The organism is Stenotrophomonas sp. PS02297 (genome assembly GCF_029959705.1).
Classification (GTDB): Bacteria; Pseudomonadota; Gammaproteobacteria; order Xanthomonadales; family Xanthomonadaceae; genus Stenotrophomonas; species Stenotrophomonas nitritireducens.
Genome location: NZ_JASCOS010000024.1, coordinates 1 through 13999, shown reverse-complemented (window position 1 = coordinate 13999; position 13999 = coordinate 1). Strand labels below are relative to the sequence as shown.

The window sequence follows — 13999 nt, the reverse complement described above, 5'->3', positions numbered from 1 at the left end:
ATCTCCCGCTATGGAAGCCGGTCGCGCCATGGCCGTGTCCGTAGTCGGTAAGCATCCAACACAATCTCCTGGCGGTGCAAGTCTCCTTATGCAGTAACCCATTTGATCTGGCTATGGGTAGCGTCTGTCAGTCATGCGAGGATGGCTTGCAAGCCTTTGTCGGCAATGACGCTGGGTAACTTGATCGCGGACTCAAGGGATGAGGCTCGTCTTGCGCACACTTACTTCCTCACGATCAAGGCGACGGTATGCGAATGAAGCGCGCTTTTTTCCACTTGATCTTCGCCATTAGACGCTCCCAAAAGGTCCGGATTCAATGTGTCCGCCAAGGAATAGGCGCAAGAAAACTGGAAGCGATCGCTGTTAGTCTCCCGCAAGCTTGGCGGCGGGATTGTCCGCGATTCCGCCCGCCTGGAAATACCCGACCACGCTGGCTACGGAGCGATGGTCGGTCATCGCCATGAGAGCGGGTAGGGCGATCCCCTGACGGGCGCCTTCGGTGACGAACCCGGAGCGCAGACTATGCCCGCCAAAATCCCCCTCCAGTCCTGCCAAGCGCGCGCGCTTCTGCACGATATCGGCGACGGATTTGGACGACAGGCCGGGGCCGATCGTGGTGCCCCAGAGGCGGCGAAAAATCGGCCCCTCCGTCAGGCCGGCCGCCTCCAACCAGGCGGCGAGGGCATCGGCGGCCACGCCCAGAATGGGCTTGTCCGGGGTTGAGGTTGCTTTCGGGCCGTCCTGCAGGGTCTTGCCGTGTTCAAGCCGGTACACATAGCCGCGGGCGCCAATGCGCCGCAGATCGGACAGGTCGGCCGCGGCGACCTCGCTCCGCCGGCGCCCGCCACTGGCAAACGCAAAGTAGAGCAGGGCACGATCACGCAGGCCGGTAAGGGAGTCCTCGCAGGTGGTCGCGAGTGCCTCCAGCTCCGTCAAGGTAATGGCAGTCTTCTTGCGGGGACGCTCGCCACGTTTGTGCGCGGCCCGTCGCCCCTTGGCCAGTAGCTGCCGCACCTCCGGTGCTTCGCAGGGATTGGCGAGCTTCTTGAGCTGGTGGGCGGCGGACAAGACGGCCACGCGATGGACGATCGTACTGAGCTTCAGTGGGCCCACGCGTTGCTTGAGGCCGCCGGCTACCAGTGACGTATCCAGGGCGGCCGGCAGTTCCCAGATCAGCCTGGCTTTCGACTTGCGTGCCAGATGGTCGACCACGAACTGGACGACCGTGGTCGGCGGCACGGGCAGCGTGATCGGTTGGCCATAGCGCCCTTGGAACCAGGCCGCCCAGTAGCGTAGGGCGGCGGCATAACTGCGGGTGGTGTTCGCCGAGGCCGCTTCGGCCAGGATCTCGCGCACGGCCTCGGCGGCGCAGGCCGCCAGATGCTCGGGCTGCAGCGCGGGCGGCCGCTCGGAGGTTAGATGCGCCAGTCCATTTTTCATATGTATTATGTAGTGTATAGAACGAAAATGACCTCTTACTTCCGATAACTATCTCTTATCGGAAGTAGTGAATCAACAGAGTAGGGCGCCCACACAGGAGACATTCCATGGCCCGCGGCATCACCGAATCCGACGTCCACACCGCTGCCGATCAGGTGGTGGCCAACGGCGAACGCCCGACGGTGGAACGGATCCGTGCACATCTCGGCACGGGCTCGCCCAACACGGTGACGCGTTGGCTGGAGACCTGGTGGCAACGGCTGGGCGAACGGCTGCAGTCCCATCACGCGCGGCTAGCAGTTCCGGGGGCGCCCGATGCCGTGGCTGCCTTGGCAGGGGAGTGGTGGGCTCTGGCACTGCAGAGCGCTCAGGTGCAGGCCTCGCAAGAACTTGTCACCGACCGAGCTGTCTTGCTGACCGATCAGCAGGCACTTGCGCAGGCCCGTGAACGTTGGGCAGCCGAAGCCGCCACCTTGCAGGCGCAGGTTCAGGCCAGCCAAGACGCGGAGCGCCTGGCTTCCGCCCAAGCCACGCAACTGCAGTACCGGGTCGACCAGCTCCAAGACCACCTCCGGGCGTTAACCGACGAGCGCGATGCGGCACAGGCCCGGGCTGCACAGGCCGAGACCGCACGCCAGTTGGCAGAGGATCATCTTCGGACCCAAGAAGCAGCGGCCCGCACCGAGCGCGCCGCCACTGCCCAGCATGTTCACGCCGTCGAGGAGCGCGCCGGCGTGGAGATCGATCGAGCGCGTCAGGAGACGAAGGATCTGCAGAAGCGGATCGCCACGTTGAGTCGTGAACATCGCGAAGCGCTCGTAGCGGCCCAGCGATCCGTTGAGGACGCGTCGCTCCAAACGTCCGAGGCCCGTAAAGAACTGGAAATCCAGCGGGCTCGTGCTGATGCGCTGGAAGCACAACTCGGCAAAGCCCTTGATCTATCATCAGCCGTGGAAGCCGCCCTCCGGAGCGGCGCAGTTAAGGCGCGCAAGGCTCCTTCAGCTACAGCACTGACCAAATCTGCGAAAAAGCGGAAGGCGTGAGCATGTGCCGCAGGGCGAGCTGAGAGTGAGCACATTTGTCCGCGGCTGCCTGAAAGGAGGCAAGAATATTCGCGTCATGTCTGTTCGTCCGCAGGCGGAATTATCTGCACTGTGGCAACGAACAGGGAGCAATCTCTGCCAAGGTTCACGGCAAACCGGAAATGTCTGCCTTGCGAACCAGAATCGCTGCACCAACGAGGCAGAAATGTCTGTCGATGAACACTGGAGCACTATCGGACTTCTGTGAAGGACCAGCGCGAACAGGAGCAACGCCGGCACGAGCACCAGGTGCAGGAGCTGCAGGTCACACTGCGCCAGACTAACGAGGCGTTGACTGCCAAGAACCATGAACTAGTGCAGCTCAACCGCGACAATGGGCAATGGCTGGAGCGCCATAGTCGTCTGGAGCGGGAGCTAACTCAGGTGCATCAGATAGCGGACAAGCAACGGACGGAGCTGGATGCGCTGCAACTCACGGCCGCCGAGCACCAGGCCCTGCAGGCCCGCTGGACCCAAGATGCTCAGGCACTGGAAACCGTCCGGGCCGAGCTAGCTAGTGCTCACGACGATCTGGCCAAGGAACAGGAACGTCGCGAACAGGCTGAGGCCGAAGCGCTACGGGCCAGCGTCCGCCAGGACACGTTGGAGCAGTTGCTGGCGCAACTGCGGCCCGATCGCACCAACCCTGCAACCGAAACTGTCTCATGTGGTGCGACATCTGCCCCGTAGCATCGCGTAACAAAGCATTCCCACGCACTGCTAACGCATGGAGTCCGAGTTGAGTGTCATCAATATTCCTTGCGATGAACAAAAGGCCCTGCGGCAGGTCGATGTACAGGTGCTGGATCGGGCGATTTCAGCTTCCTTGGACGCGCGGCGACCAGGGGCGACATTACGCGACTTACGGCTGGACAGTTGCGGGCCGTTTATCGCCGCCAAACTTCGCGAGTTCGATGTGGCACTACAGGCCTACGCGGGAGCCAAGGCGGCGAAGAAGCTAGCTGACACCGGTGAGCGCGCCCGCCGTGCCGGCAGCGACTTGGGCAACGCAGTTCGGCAGATGCAGCAGCGGATCGAGACGCAGGAACAAGAAGGGCAGCGCTTCTTCGTCTATGACCAAATCATTCCACCAAGCCATTTCACGAGGACGCTGTCGGTGCGGGTGTGCTACCGCTGGCGCCCGTCACTCGAGGTCGAATGGGCGCACGGCACTATCACGTTCACTTACTCGCATGATCCATGCCCGGACTACTCAATGCCGGCCCCGAAGCGAAAATCTAGCACCCGTCAGCGTGCGCAGGATTTGCAGGACGAGCTTTGGCGCGAATGGGAGCAACTAATGAACAACGGACTCCATTCGCTCGCCGAGTACTTTCGGCAGGGTGGCGACGGTGCAGCGATCCCGAAAACGTTTCAGGCACGCACCGACGCTTTTGATCGTCGGCTCAACAACTTCAGCTGCCGGTTTTGGCTCGATCTAGGGGGCGGAATATAGCAGGCTATAGAGCGGTGGATACCGGGGCACCATGGTTCGCACCGAAGCAAAGTCGGCACGTACCGACACGCTGGTCGTGATGCACGATAGTGGCACGTCGTTGCTTCTCGATAGTCACCTGATCAAAACCAAGCACATCCTCGGCGATCCTACTTCGATCTGCGTTTACGCTTCAGCTCAATTTAGTAGCCGTGCAACCTTCGCCTTAAGCGCGGCGATGCGTCGCGAAACCGACGCGTGGCCGCGTAGACCTGACTCGCGCGCAATGGTGGAGGCATTCTTACCGAGCCGCAAAGCTACCACCAAGCGACGCTCTTTCTGATCGAGCATTGCGATCACATCGCGGAATAGAACCTGTTCATACGGCTCGTTGGGCTCCAGCGCGTAAGCTGGGGCATCGTCAATGGTCTCGATTAGGTCGACTTTCAATTTCGCCCGCTTGGAATAGAAACTGCGCTCAAAATCTTCTTTGATCCAAGAATTCGCGCCCGAGAAGTCCTCATGTGTCCGGTGGCTGTGCAGCAGTTCGACCACCGGATCGAGCGACTCGAGGACACCATCGCCGTTGATCGCACTCTGAAGCACCTCCTCACGCTCGTCGGCATCAAACTCGTCCCAGACGTCGCCGCCCATCAGGGGCCGCTGGATGTCGAACAGGTGTCTCTCTTTCCTGGGCAGGTCGGCCAAGATTCTGGCGCGTAACTCTGCGAGTGGCTTCCAGGTCTCGTCTTCGTGTGTAGTGGGAGCGAAGAATTCATCGCGCCTAGCCAATGCTAGGCGATATAGACGGTGCGCCCAGTACGGAGTGTCGCCGGCGAGCAGTCGCAGCGACGAGCGCGCGTTGAAAGCACCTTGCCCCAAACGCGCCCGCGGAGACAATCGCGTCCAGATGTATTGCGCAAATGCAGCTCGTGCCCGCGAACCGTAGTCCGCCGGCAAGTCGTGGTGCATGTACAACAGGCCCATCATGGAGCGTCGGCGTTCAAGACCTGCCTTAGCCAAGATATCGTCGGGCAACAGGCCGGCCAACATGACGTCGAGCTCGGAGTTCCCGCCGTAAGTCGGCACCAAGATCATATTCGGATTGCGCCGCTCTTCGAGGTAAGGAACGAACGGCTTCAACCCTTCGATGGCTTCTCCCGACCGCACAAATCCGGCCCTTTGCGTGGCATTCCAGTTGTGCAGGTGGGCCGTCCATTCCAAGTGACCTGCCGCCGGTTCGGACAGGAACGCAAGTTCGAGTGGGCCGTGCTCCCATCGATCTATCTGAGTAATTTCGGCCTGGTGAAAGAACGCATTGGAAATTGAACGCATAGAGATCCTCGGAATAGGGGGTGTACTCCTATCCGGCACAAGTATGAGCAGTTGTGACCTGAAGGTGGCAGCATTGTCGGTTCGGTCCGCGATTAGTCCACCGCAGAATGGGCGGGCAGCGCCATAATTTTACTTATTTATCATTACTTTAGCGGATAATTGGCTGTATTCGTAACGACTCCCTGCGAGCCCTCAGCTTCGCAAAGATGCGACAGTCCGCGTCTCAAGCGAAGAGAAAAAACGATCGCAGGACCCCTTAGTCGCACGCTCGATGGCGTTGGCAGTTTTCAGCGGGGTCGCCGAGACACCGTGCCTACAATCGGGCGACTGCCCAACAATACTCTTCGAGGTTCAGGCCCATGTCGATCGACATAATGCAGATTGAGTCGCAGTACCCGCATCGCCGCGCCATCGAAGCGGCGAGCAACGTGACCCGCACCTTGCTTGACGAGCAGGAGCGCTGGCGCAAGCAGATGATGCAGCCTTCCCATGCCATACGATCGATTCTGGAGCAGGCGAGCCGCTATCAGAAGCTGCTCGCACCCGCCCAGTTGGCCGTCAACCGTGTCACTGAGTACAGCGCGAGCTTCGATCGCGTAGCCAGCATATTGGGCGCATCAAGGACATCATTGGATGCGATCGAAAACCACCGTCGCCTGTTGGACCAGGTGGCACGCATCTCCGACTCCTTTCCGCGCGTCGTCGACCAGCTCAACCTCGGCCAGATCGCACCATGGGCCGCCCAGCTCGAATCTGCTGCCGAACACGTAAGACGGTTGCAGGAGTCCTTGCCCGACATGGAGTCTGGCGACGACGAGGCGCTTGATTGGAACGCTTTGGACGAGCATCTGGAGGGTGTTCATGCTGCCATCGACCGGTTGCCGCTGACCGGCACCACGCCCCAGCAGCTCCACGCAGCAGGTCTGTCCAGGCACGAGTGGATCGTGGTGTTTCTGACCGTACTCGGCACGCTAACCGCCATGCTCGGGCTATTGGAGACGCATGCTCAAGGACAATTTGCTCGTGACCAAGCGGCCCAGGAACAGGTGTTCAGGGCCCAGGCCGAGAAGGAGGAGCGGGAATACCGCGACCGCCTGCTTGCCGCAATTGGGGCCTTAGCAGCGCACTCACCCGATCAGCCGGATCAGTATTTCGTTGTCGCGCGACCGGTCCCTGTGAGGTCTGCGATCAGTAAAGGAGGGCTTCTGGATACGGCCCATCCCAATCAAGTCGTGGTGGCCACGGGAAAGAATGGGCGCTGGCTCAAGATCCGGTATCGGAATCATATTGAGGGCCGGGAAGTTGAGGGCTGGGCCCTCAAGCACTACCTGATTCGGCAGGCCAAAGCTGAGAGTGGTGATTGAACATCCATGACGCTCGGTGAGGCTGACCCGCGAGGGCTGTCTATTGCATCCGGATGGTGGCGCGATATGCTGTACACATAGCCGCGTCACGCTGAACCTGCTGCCGGGTTAAACGACGTTTCAATCCCGCTGGACCCACTTGACCGTGCCCATCCTCGGTCGATGCTTAATCGGCAGACATCGGCCATTCCTCGAGGAAATTGGCATGTTGACATCTTCCTATTTCGTTTCCGAAGCGGTGGTGCGCAACCTGAAACAACACGCCCAGCGCAAGGTGACTGGCGTTTCTTCGTCCCATCTGACCGAAGCAGTAGCCGCCGGCCTCGGATTCAATACGAATGCTGCATTGAAAGCGGCACTGGCAGGGCGACCTACCATCCAGGCCCAGAAGCCCAGCAACGCCAGATTGATCGCTCGTCTACGCGAATTGGGCTATGCGGCACCCGGTGACCTGCAGGTTCTGCCCGAACTCAAGCACTCCTACGCGCTAGGGCGTCGCCATCCGCTCCGGAAGCGGCAGGGCGCTCGCTGGACAGCTTGGCGCAACCTGATGGTGACTGCTGTCAACGCCGGACTGGAACAGCGCTTGTTCGGTCTTTCCCCTGGGGAAGACTGGTGGCTAGGTGCCAACCCGAAGAACAACGGTGGTGATCGTGGGCTGTACAGGTTCACCTTTGATGGTGATTTGCAGGCAAACGCAGCAGTGGCGGCGATCAGCGGTGATGAGCTGTCGATTCATGTGCTTCTGAGTCCGAAAGACGAAGGGATCGAAGCCGATCGGAGTGGCGGCATTGAGGACGGCGCTGCTTACGCCCATGGCTGGCTGGAGCGGCGGCTGGGCATCTGGATCATGGACGGCGGTGAGGATTTCGAGTGCAGGCGGGCCATGCAGCCCCGCGTGGCGAGTGCCCAAGTCCAGCCCACGGGCTATGCAGACCAAGGAAGCTTCATCTTCTGAAGAGGCATTCGGAGGGGCAGTTGCATAGCTGCCCCTCTACGGTGACGACGGCCAAGGAGGGAAAGAACTCCTTTGGTGGCAATTGCTTTGGTGCTATCAGTATGGTCGACCCTCGAAAGGGGTGTGGCCGTGGGATAGGCCGGCCGAAGTTCCGTTTTTATCCGGCAACCTTATGATTTCACAAAATAAATCAGATTCTGTGAGTCATTTTTACACGTATGTCGGCTGACCCCGAGATCGCCTCACTTCCCGAGCATGCTCCAACTCACGGACTGGAGTGGATTGGCCTCCCCATTACGGACGGGGCGGCGCCAGATACGCGGTTCCTTGCGCCATGGTGCTAGACAGTGCGGATGAAGCGATGAGTCTTGTACGTTCTGTGCGACCAGGAGCCATTGAAACCTCGGAACAGGAGAAGTTCATCCGAGACTGGAACGTCGCCTAGACCTGGGGCCAGCAAATTGGGCGTTGAAATAGGGGCGACTTGGGTGCGGCAAAGTGATTTGTGGTTACACCATCGCAAGCATTGAGATCAGGGATACCAGAGTGCGGCCCTTGAGGATGGTGCGGCTGCTGACCATACTTTGGTGCGCCCAACAATTTGGTTCAGGCCGGAGCCTTCTTGGTCGATTTGGCGCCGAAGCTAGAGCGCGCTGAATAAGTACCCGCACATAAATAGGCGTAAGCACTTGAAGACGGCCTCGGTAGGCGCACAATGAGCGCTGACACGTCCATGCATCTTGCTTTTGGGGATGCCCACTATGCCTATCACACAAGAAGAAGTCTCAGCGGCGATTGAATCCCTACTAATAAAGGGAAAGCCATCGACTCAGTGTAACGTCCGACATGAACTCGGCGGGCGCGGCTCGAGTCCGAGGCTGAAACGCATGATCGCTGCTTGGTACGCCGAGTTCGGGCCAGTGTGGTCGAAGCCACCAGCCTCGACGATAAAGGAAGCTGGTGTCGCGCCAGCCACCGGAGAGGCGGAGCCTGAGTGAGAGATCGGCGGGCCCGTTCATCAGATGTGTAGTTACGCCATAAGAAGTACAGATTTAGATGGCGCAAAAGTACAGATCTAGTTGTCCCGTCAAGTGATCCAGAGCCAGATCCAGCTGATCCGGCGATACGACATTTCGCATAATGTATATTATGTTAAATCTCGTGACGGCCATCCGGTCGTGGCTCGGCTCCTGCATCCGCTGGTGGCTTGCTGGTCTGATCGACCGGCACCGCTCACCCAAGGACACGGAGCTTGCAGCATGACGCACGGAAACCACACCTGGGCCGGCTGGCGCTGGACCGAGAACGGCCGCTACCTGGTATCGCCCGACGGCGACCATATGACCGCCGAACGCCTGCGCGGTCTCGCATGGCGCGATGCCATGGAACTGCGCCGCGCCGGCTACGCGTCCAGGCGCAAGGCCGAGGCCGGAACCCGCGCGCGTCAGTACGGCGCGAAGGTCAAGGTGGTCATCGTGGAGCTCAACGACTGGCGAGATCGCCACTTCGGCCGGGCTGGCTGAAAAACGGTCTGCAGGGGTGATGGTCCGAGGTTCGCCGCGGCGAAGCCGGTGGGCCGGGATCGGCTGAGGCCGAGGCCGCACAGGCGCGGGTGATGCGTCACCGCAGGGGCGGCGCCCCTGCACCCCTACAGCACGAACAGCAGCGCCCCGAGGATGAGGGTTGCCGTAAAGGCAAGCTGCATGATGGCGTGCTGGCGTTTCTTGCCTAGACCGCGCGAGAAAACAGCGGCGAGCAGGCCAACGACAATGGCGAAAACAAGAACGCCGGTCAGGCGGTAAAACAGCCCTACGACCGGCGCAATATCAAAATGCATGAACGTCCCCTGTTCAGATGGCGAACAGAGGATGTCAGCCGCTGGCCGACAAGTCAATTTCGTGACGAATTACGAAACCTTGCGGACGGCGTACAACGCATCCTCGCCCACCTTGCCCGACGAGTGATGCCGACGGACCAGTTCCTCAATGTACATATCCCGCACGTCATGATCGCCTTCCCGGACATTGCGACGGATCGAATCAATTAGTAACGCGTCACTCAATTCCGCAATCGGGCGAAGCGCGCCCAAGACGCGGCGACGGCGGTAGAGGTAGGCGCGCGTAGCGGCATCCATTGGCTTGCCCGTAGACGACTTGCAGGGACGGCCACGCTTGCGAACCGGCTGCGGCAGTTCCATTTCCATCGTGCCGGGGTCTTTTTCGTCACGCATCACGAATTCCTTTCCGCCTGTCGATGGCTGTATATTATCGTGACGCGTCACGATATTCTAATGATCATTTGTTATATGTGACGCGTCACGAAATTACATTGTGGTGGTGGGCGATGTCCACGACTCGACCTGATAGCCCGGAGAGCGTGGGAACACGTCAGGGCGCTCGCCGGCCTTGTAGCGCACGACCGACGATGCGGCCGCCCCGCCCTCACTGCCCTGGACTTCCGCGGAAGCGGAACCCTGCGCGCTCGCGTACTGGTGGTAAATGTTGATCGGCAAGGGTTGCTCAACCATGCGCTCACACTCATAGCGCGATTGCTGCAGCTGCAGGCCGCTTACGTCCCAGCAGCGACACCCACGCTCGGATTGCACACACCCAGCAACCTGCGGAACAGTGGCCGGCGCTGGGTTCTCCTGCGGCGTACTTACCAGCGGCTGGAACGACGGTGATGCCGGCAGCGGGCGCGTCGTCTCCGCTCCGCTGCGCTCCGCGCCCGCCTCCGGTTTCTCCGGCGTACTAGGTACGAGGAACCAGTACAGCCCCCATAGAACCAGCAGGATCATTGGAAGGGAAATTAGCGCCTGTTTCACCTTCAGCGGCAGCTTGAACTTGTGGGCGTCGGTGTGCAGCGAGCTGGATTTGTAGACCTTATACAGGTCCTTCGGGTAGTCCCATATCGATTCATCAGCGCCCTTGCGCGCGGTCGCGCTATAGGGGTTCATGACGCCTCGCGAGAACATGCACAGCGAAGCGCGCTGCAGCCCGAATGCACGATGCAGATGCCAGTGCGTGCCGACCAACCGGAACAACTCCTGATCAACCTTGTCCGGCCACTGCGTGATGAACATCAGGTCGAAGCCACGATGCCGGTGCTCATCCATATCGCGCACGATTTCGAGCGGAGAGCGACCCTTGCCCTTGAAGCTAGGGAATCGCTTGTGCGCTTCGTCATAGACGATCAGCGAACCATCGGGCGCGGTGCGCCAGTCATCGGGTGCCGGCTCAACGCCGGGCAGCGTGAGCCCCTTAATGTCACTGTAGACCTTACGCCCTTTCTCCACCGCTTTCTTAATGAAATCGACGGCATAGAGCGTCTTTCCGTTGCCCGGCATGCCGGTGACCAGGTAGATCATGATTGCGCCGCCTTGCCAATTCCCACGCTCGCCGAAGCGATGGACATACGCGCGATAGCAGCCGAGCCCACGATACTCATGCCCTCGCCCACGCCCGACAACAGCGCGAGACTAGCCAAGTCGCCCGCGATCCCGCCAACCTTCGACGCGGCGAGGTTAAGCCCGGCCAGGACGACTGGCACCAACGCGGCGTAGCTCACCACCGAAAGACCCGCACCGCTCAGAATGCGAGCCAGTGAGTTTCCGAACAACGACTGCAATAGAGCTTTCATGACTTCCCTCCCCCGCTACTACGGAGGCCTGCAAGAATGAATGCAGCGATCACCGCGCAGACCGCGATCAACACCGGACGCATGGTCGTGGCGAAGCTGCACAGCGGTTGAAAATCGAATGAGGCGCGGCCAGTAGTGCCAACGAGATCGACACTAAATTCCTGCGCTTGCGGGCACGTACCACCACCAACACCCGAACTCCATCCGTCCTGATCGAACTGGATTTCACGCTCCGGCAGATCAACGTCTGGATCACCCGGCTTTTTGAACCACTCGATGAAATCACAGACCACCGTTGCCCAGCCGCAGAACGAAGGCCACGGTGAGCCGTCATCCTTAGGCGCGTCATCTTCAAGATTCGGATTAGGCAGCGGATCGGACGTAGGCAAGCCCTCGCGTTGCTCAATGTCGCGTTTCAACTGCTCCCCCTGCTGCTGCAATTCCGGCGTCATGATCGGACGGCCGGTACGCGGATCAGTGAGCAGGTCATTGACAAGTCGAGGGTTATCACGGATGGCATCGCCCAACTGATCATCAGATACAGGTGAAGGGTCAGTTCCAACGCCAACGTTTACAAAATCACCCCAACCAGAAACTGGCCTTGTCCTAAATTCAACAGGAACCGAAACTGAGCAACCACCGCCAAATTCAGGTTTCACTAACGCGCACAAGTAACCATCCACAAGGCTGGTCTCAACAGCTATCCAGCGAGAAACAATAGACGGATCAGATGGACGAAAATTTTGCTGCGCCCATGGCAAAAGGCCATGAATAGTAGATGCGCAATTGCTCCCCCTGCACCATCCATGCGCATCCAAAGATTCTTTAGACCCCGGCGAAGTAACCTGATCCTTAAGTTCATTAATCGCCCAGCCAGCGCCATCAATGATGCCCTCCACGGCCAGCGTCACAGCAACGCCATAAACGCCGCCACGAATTGCCTTGCGCGCTAGGCCACCAATAGTGGAAGAACTCAAAGCTCCGGTAGTGGTACGAAACTCCGTTGCAGCAGCAGCCCCACCGCCCGGCGTGTTCTTGAAAAAATTAGCCGCCCATTCGGTCTTCTGGACATAGCTGATAGTGCCGTCTGCGTTACGGCCAGAAGCAACCCAGCCGGTGGACGCAGGCAATACGTGCGTCTCATACGCAGCCGACGCGACGAATGCGACAAGCGCGAAAGCGACGAGGAACCATCTCAGTCGCCGAACAAAATGTGGAGTGCGAGTAGCACGATGATTAAGACGATCCACCCTTCCATCCTCATTTCCTCCAAAGAAAAAGGGGGCCGAAAGGCCCCCTCCCCTGCGACCTTGAATCAGCCGCCGCGGATCGCTGCGGTCATCCACGACCACGCCTTGATTGCGGCGTTCGGCAGCAGCTTGGCAGCACCAACGAGGCCCACGGCAGCGGTAGCGGCAGCCAGGGCAGCGACAACACCGGAAACGTCGAGATCCATCGAAATACTCCTTTCATCGAGAGGTTGATTGACCGAGCTTTTTCCAGCACCACGCAGCCCCAAGAACGAGGAACGCCATGCTGGCAATCTGCCCCGCCTGCTCGATCGTCATCGGCGGGAGCAAAGAGGGAGCAGGCATCCACACCTGCTGCGTGCACTCGTTCGTCACCTCATCGAACGCGACGCAGTAGAGGACGTGGGCCTGCTGAGTAGGCATGGATTACACCTTGACCGGCGCCGGACCCGGTGCCGGCGAAGGCGTCAGGAGGCGGATGCGACGGCCGAAATCCAAACCGCCGTATTTGTTCGATTCCAGCGACGTGGGGCACAGGTCATACGTGCCCACCTTGTAGGGCTGCTGGTCCTCATCGAGCGTGACCTTGAACGGCAGCGGGAAATCGCCGTCACGCAAGACGGCGGCTTTCTGCTCACGAAAATGCACGGCGGGCTTGCCGTCACGCGCGGGAAATGAGCGGGTTTCCACCGCTTCACTCATGACCTGTACTTTCATAGTTCTACAACCCTCCAAGCGATCACCCGGCCACCGAAAAAAGTTACGCGCCACGGACTGGGCCAGTATTCGCCCGTGAGCTTGTCGAACCACCCGCCCTTTGCTTTGCGAATGTCGGCGTCAGGGCCGAGCGCATCACGGGCAGACATGGGTGCTTTCCACCACCGCAGTTCGCGGCGGGATTCGTTGTCCAGGCCACCGCATCCATGAGTGCGGAAGCCCTTCGGAAACATGCCGGCGACCAAGCTGGTGAACTTAGACGCGTACTTAGCGAGATAGCCCACAGCGTTGCGGGCTTTTTCGATTTGCGTTGATCCATGCGGCCACCAGCCGTTCGCATCGGGCTTGCCGAACCACATGCCACGCGGAATCCAAATCAACAGGTGGTAGTGGGGTCGGCCGGCCTGGGTGAGCTCACCCACCCAGAGATAACGGAACACCTGACCGATAAACCGTTTGGCGCCGGCTCGAGCGCGATTGAAGTGCCGCCGCATGAACCTAAGAAGCTCGCTAACGTCGCGAGGGCTGCAACGGCTTCCATTTCGGTAGGTGAGCGTGAGCATGTACCACGCCCCGCGGAACCCCGATTTTTTCGCTTCTTCATCATGCAACCTCGCGGACGTAATCACGGACTTACGCAGCCGCTGCGCCCGCGCTAGCAGCGGGTCAATCTCAATCGACACGCGCCCGGTTTTCGGTGCCGCGTGTCCACTTGTTTTGTAATGGACAAGCCCAAGGGCCAGCGCTTCGCGCTGGCCCTCAGGGGTCAACGCGAGCGG

16 protein-coding genes and 1 pseudogene are annotated in these 13999 nt (G+C 59.9%); 6 read left to right on the top strand and 11 right to left on the bottom strand.

Annotated elements, in window-relative coordinates; genetic code table 11:
* Positions 1 to 363: 363 nt before the first annotated feature.
* Positions 364 to 1440 carry a site-specific integrase gene (locus tag QMX80_RS07435; RefSeq protein WP_282276221.1) on the bottom strand — a complete coding sequence of 359 codons (1077 nt, stop codon included), beginning with the start codon at positions 1438 to 1440 and terminating at the stop codon, positions 364 to 366.
* Positions 1441 to 1547: 107 nt separating this feature from the next.
* Between QMX80_RS07435 and QMX80_RS07430 the strand changes: the two genes are divergently transcribed.
* The 3 genes and pseudogenes from QMX80_RS07430 to QMX80_RS07420 all read left to right on the top strand — a co-directional run bounded on the left by QMX80_RS07430 (position 1548) and on the right by QMX80_RS07420 (position 3978).
* Complete coding sequence (locus QMX80_RS07430; protein ID WP_282276220.1) at positions 1548 to 2483, top strand: DNA-binding protein; 936 nt, start codon at positions 1548 to 1550, stop codon at positions 2481 to 2483.
* Between the two features lie 222 nt (positions 2484 to 2705).
* Positions 2706 to 3212, top strand: a pseudogene (locus QMX80_RS07425) (transposase); the annotation flags it as partial.
* A 49-nt stretch (positions 3213 to 3261) separates the two neighbouring features.
* Complete coding sequence (locus tag QMX80_RS07420; protein ID WP_282276219.1) at positions 3262 to 3978, top strand: hypothetical protein; 717 nt, start codon at positions 3262 to 3264, stop codon at positions 3976 to 3978.
* Positions 3979 to 4155: 177 nt separating this feature from the next.
* On the opposite strand, the gene QMX80_RS07415 is transcribed toward QMX80_RS07420, so the two are convergent.
* On the bottom strand, positions 4156 to 5292 hold the full coding sequence (locus QMX80_RS07415) for a hypothetical protein (protein ID WP_282276218.1): 1137 nt from the start codon (positions 5290 to 5292) through the stop codon (positions 4156 to 4158).
* 359 nt (positions 5293 to 5651) lie between these two features.
* Between QMX80_RS07415 and QMX80_RS07410 the strand changes: the two genes are divergently transcribed.
* The 3 genes from QMX80_RS07410 (at position 5652) to QMX80_RS07400 (ending at position 9137) form a co-directional block, all read left to right on the top strand.
* A complete protein-coding gene (locus tag QMX80_RS07410; RefSeq protein WP_282276216.1) occupies positions 5652 to 6656 on the top strand; it encodes a hypothetical protein in 1005 nt (334 codons plus the stop codon).
* 205 nt (positions 6657 to 6861) lie between these two features.
* Complete coding sequence (locus QMX80_RS07405; protein ID WP_282276214.1) at positions 6862 to 7614, top strand: hypothetical protein; 753 nt, start codon at positions 6862 to 6864, stop codon at positions 7612 to 7614.
* Positions 7615 to 8873: 1259 nt separating this feature from the next.
* The gene (locus QMX80_RS07400; protein WP_282276212.1) at positions 8874 to 9137 is read left to right on the top strand and encodes a DUF3653 domain-containing protein; all 264 of its coding nucleotides are present in this window, start codon (positions 8874 to 8876) and stop codon (positions 9135 to 9137) included.
* A gap of 125 nt (positions 9138 to 9262) precedes the next feature.
* Here the strand turns inward: QMX80_RS07400 and QMX80_RS07395 are convergent, their stop codons facing one another.
* From QMX80_RS07395 to QMX80_RS07355, 9 genes are all read right to left on the bottom strand, one after another.
* On the bottom strand, positions 9263 to 9451 hold the full coding sequence (locus tag QMX80_RS07395) for a hypothetical protein (RefSeq protein ID WP_282276210.1): 189 nt from the start codon (positions 9449 to 9451) through the stop codon (positions 9263 to 9265).
* A 69-nt stretch (positions 9452 to 9520) separates the two neighbouring features.
* The gene (locus QMX80_RS07390; protein WP_282276209.1) at positions 9521 to 9844 is read right to left on the bottom strand and encodes a hypothetical protein; all 324 of its coding nucleotides are present in this window, start codon (positions 9842 to 9844) and stop codon (positions 9521 to 9523) included.
* 93 nt (positions 9845 to 9937) lie between these two features.
* Positions 9938 to 10981 (bottom strand): zonular occludens toxin domain-containing protein, encoded by a 1044-nt coding sequence (locus QMX80_RS07385; RefSeq protein ID WP_282276207.1) that lies wholly within the window; start codon positions 10979 to 10981, stop codon positions 9938 to 9940.
* On the bottom strand, positions 10978 to 11253 hold the full coding sequence (locus QMX80_RS07380) for a DUF2523 family protein (protein WP_282276206.1): 276 nt from the start codon (positions 11251 to 11253) through the stop codon (positions 10978 to 10980). Before QMX80_RS07380 ends, QMX80_RS07385 begins: the two co-directional genes overlap by 4 nt.
* Positions 11250 to 12383, bottom strand: coding sequence for a virulence factor TspB C-terminal domain-related protein (locus tag QMX80_RS07375; protein WP_282276205.1), 1134 nt, complete (start codon positions 12381 to 12383; stop codon positions 11250 to 11252). Before QMX80_RS07375 ends, QMX80_RS07380 begins: the two co-directional genes overlap by 4 nt.
* 185 nt (positions 12384 to 12568) lie before the next feature.
* Positions 12569 to 12709: a major capsid protein gene (locus QMX80_RS07370; RefSeq protein WP_282276203.1), complete on the bottom strand. Its 141-nt coding sequence runs from the start codon at positions 12707 to 12709 to the stop codon at positions 12569 to 12571.
* Between the two features lie 13 nt (positions 12710 to 12722).
* Positions 12723 to 12926, bottom strand: a complete 204-nt coding sequence (locus QMX80_RS07365) for a hypothetical protein (RefSeq protein WP_282276202.1) — start codon at positions 12924 to 12926, stop codon at positions 12723 to 12725.
* Positions 12927 to 12929: 3 nt separating this feature from the next.
* Positions 12930 to 13205 (bottom strand): single-stranded DNA-binding protein, encoded by a 276-nt coding sequence (locus QMX80_RS07360; RefSeq protein ID WP_282276201.1) that lies wholly within the window; start codon positions 13203 to 13205, stop codon positions 12930 to 12932.
* A gap of 11 nt (positions 13206 to 13216) precedes the next feature.
* Positions 13217 to 13999, bottom strand: a 783-nt coding sequence (locus QMX80_RS07355; RefSeq protein WP_282276200.1) for a replication initiation protein, incomplete at its 5' end; no start/stop codon positions are given.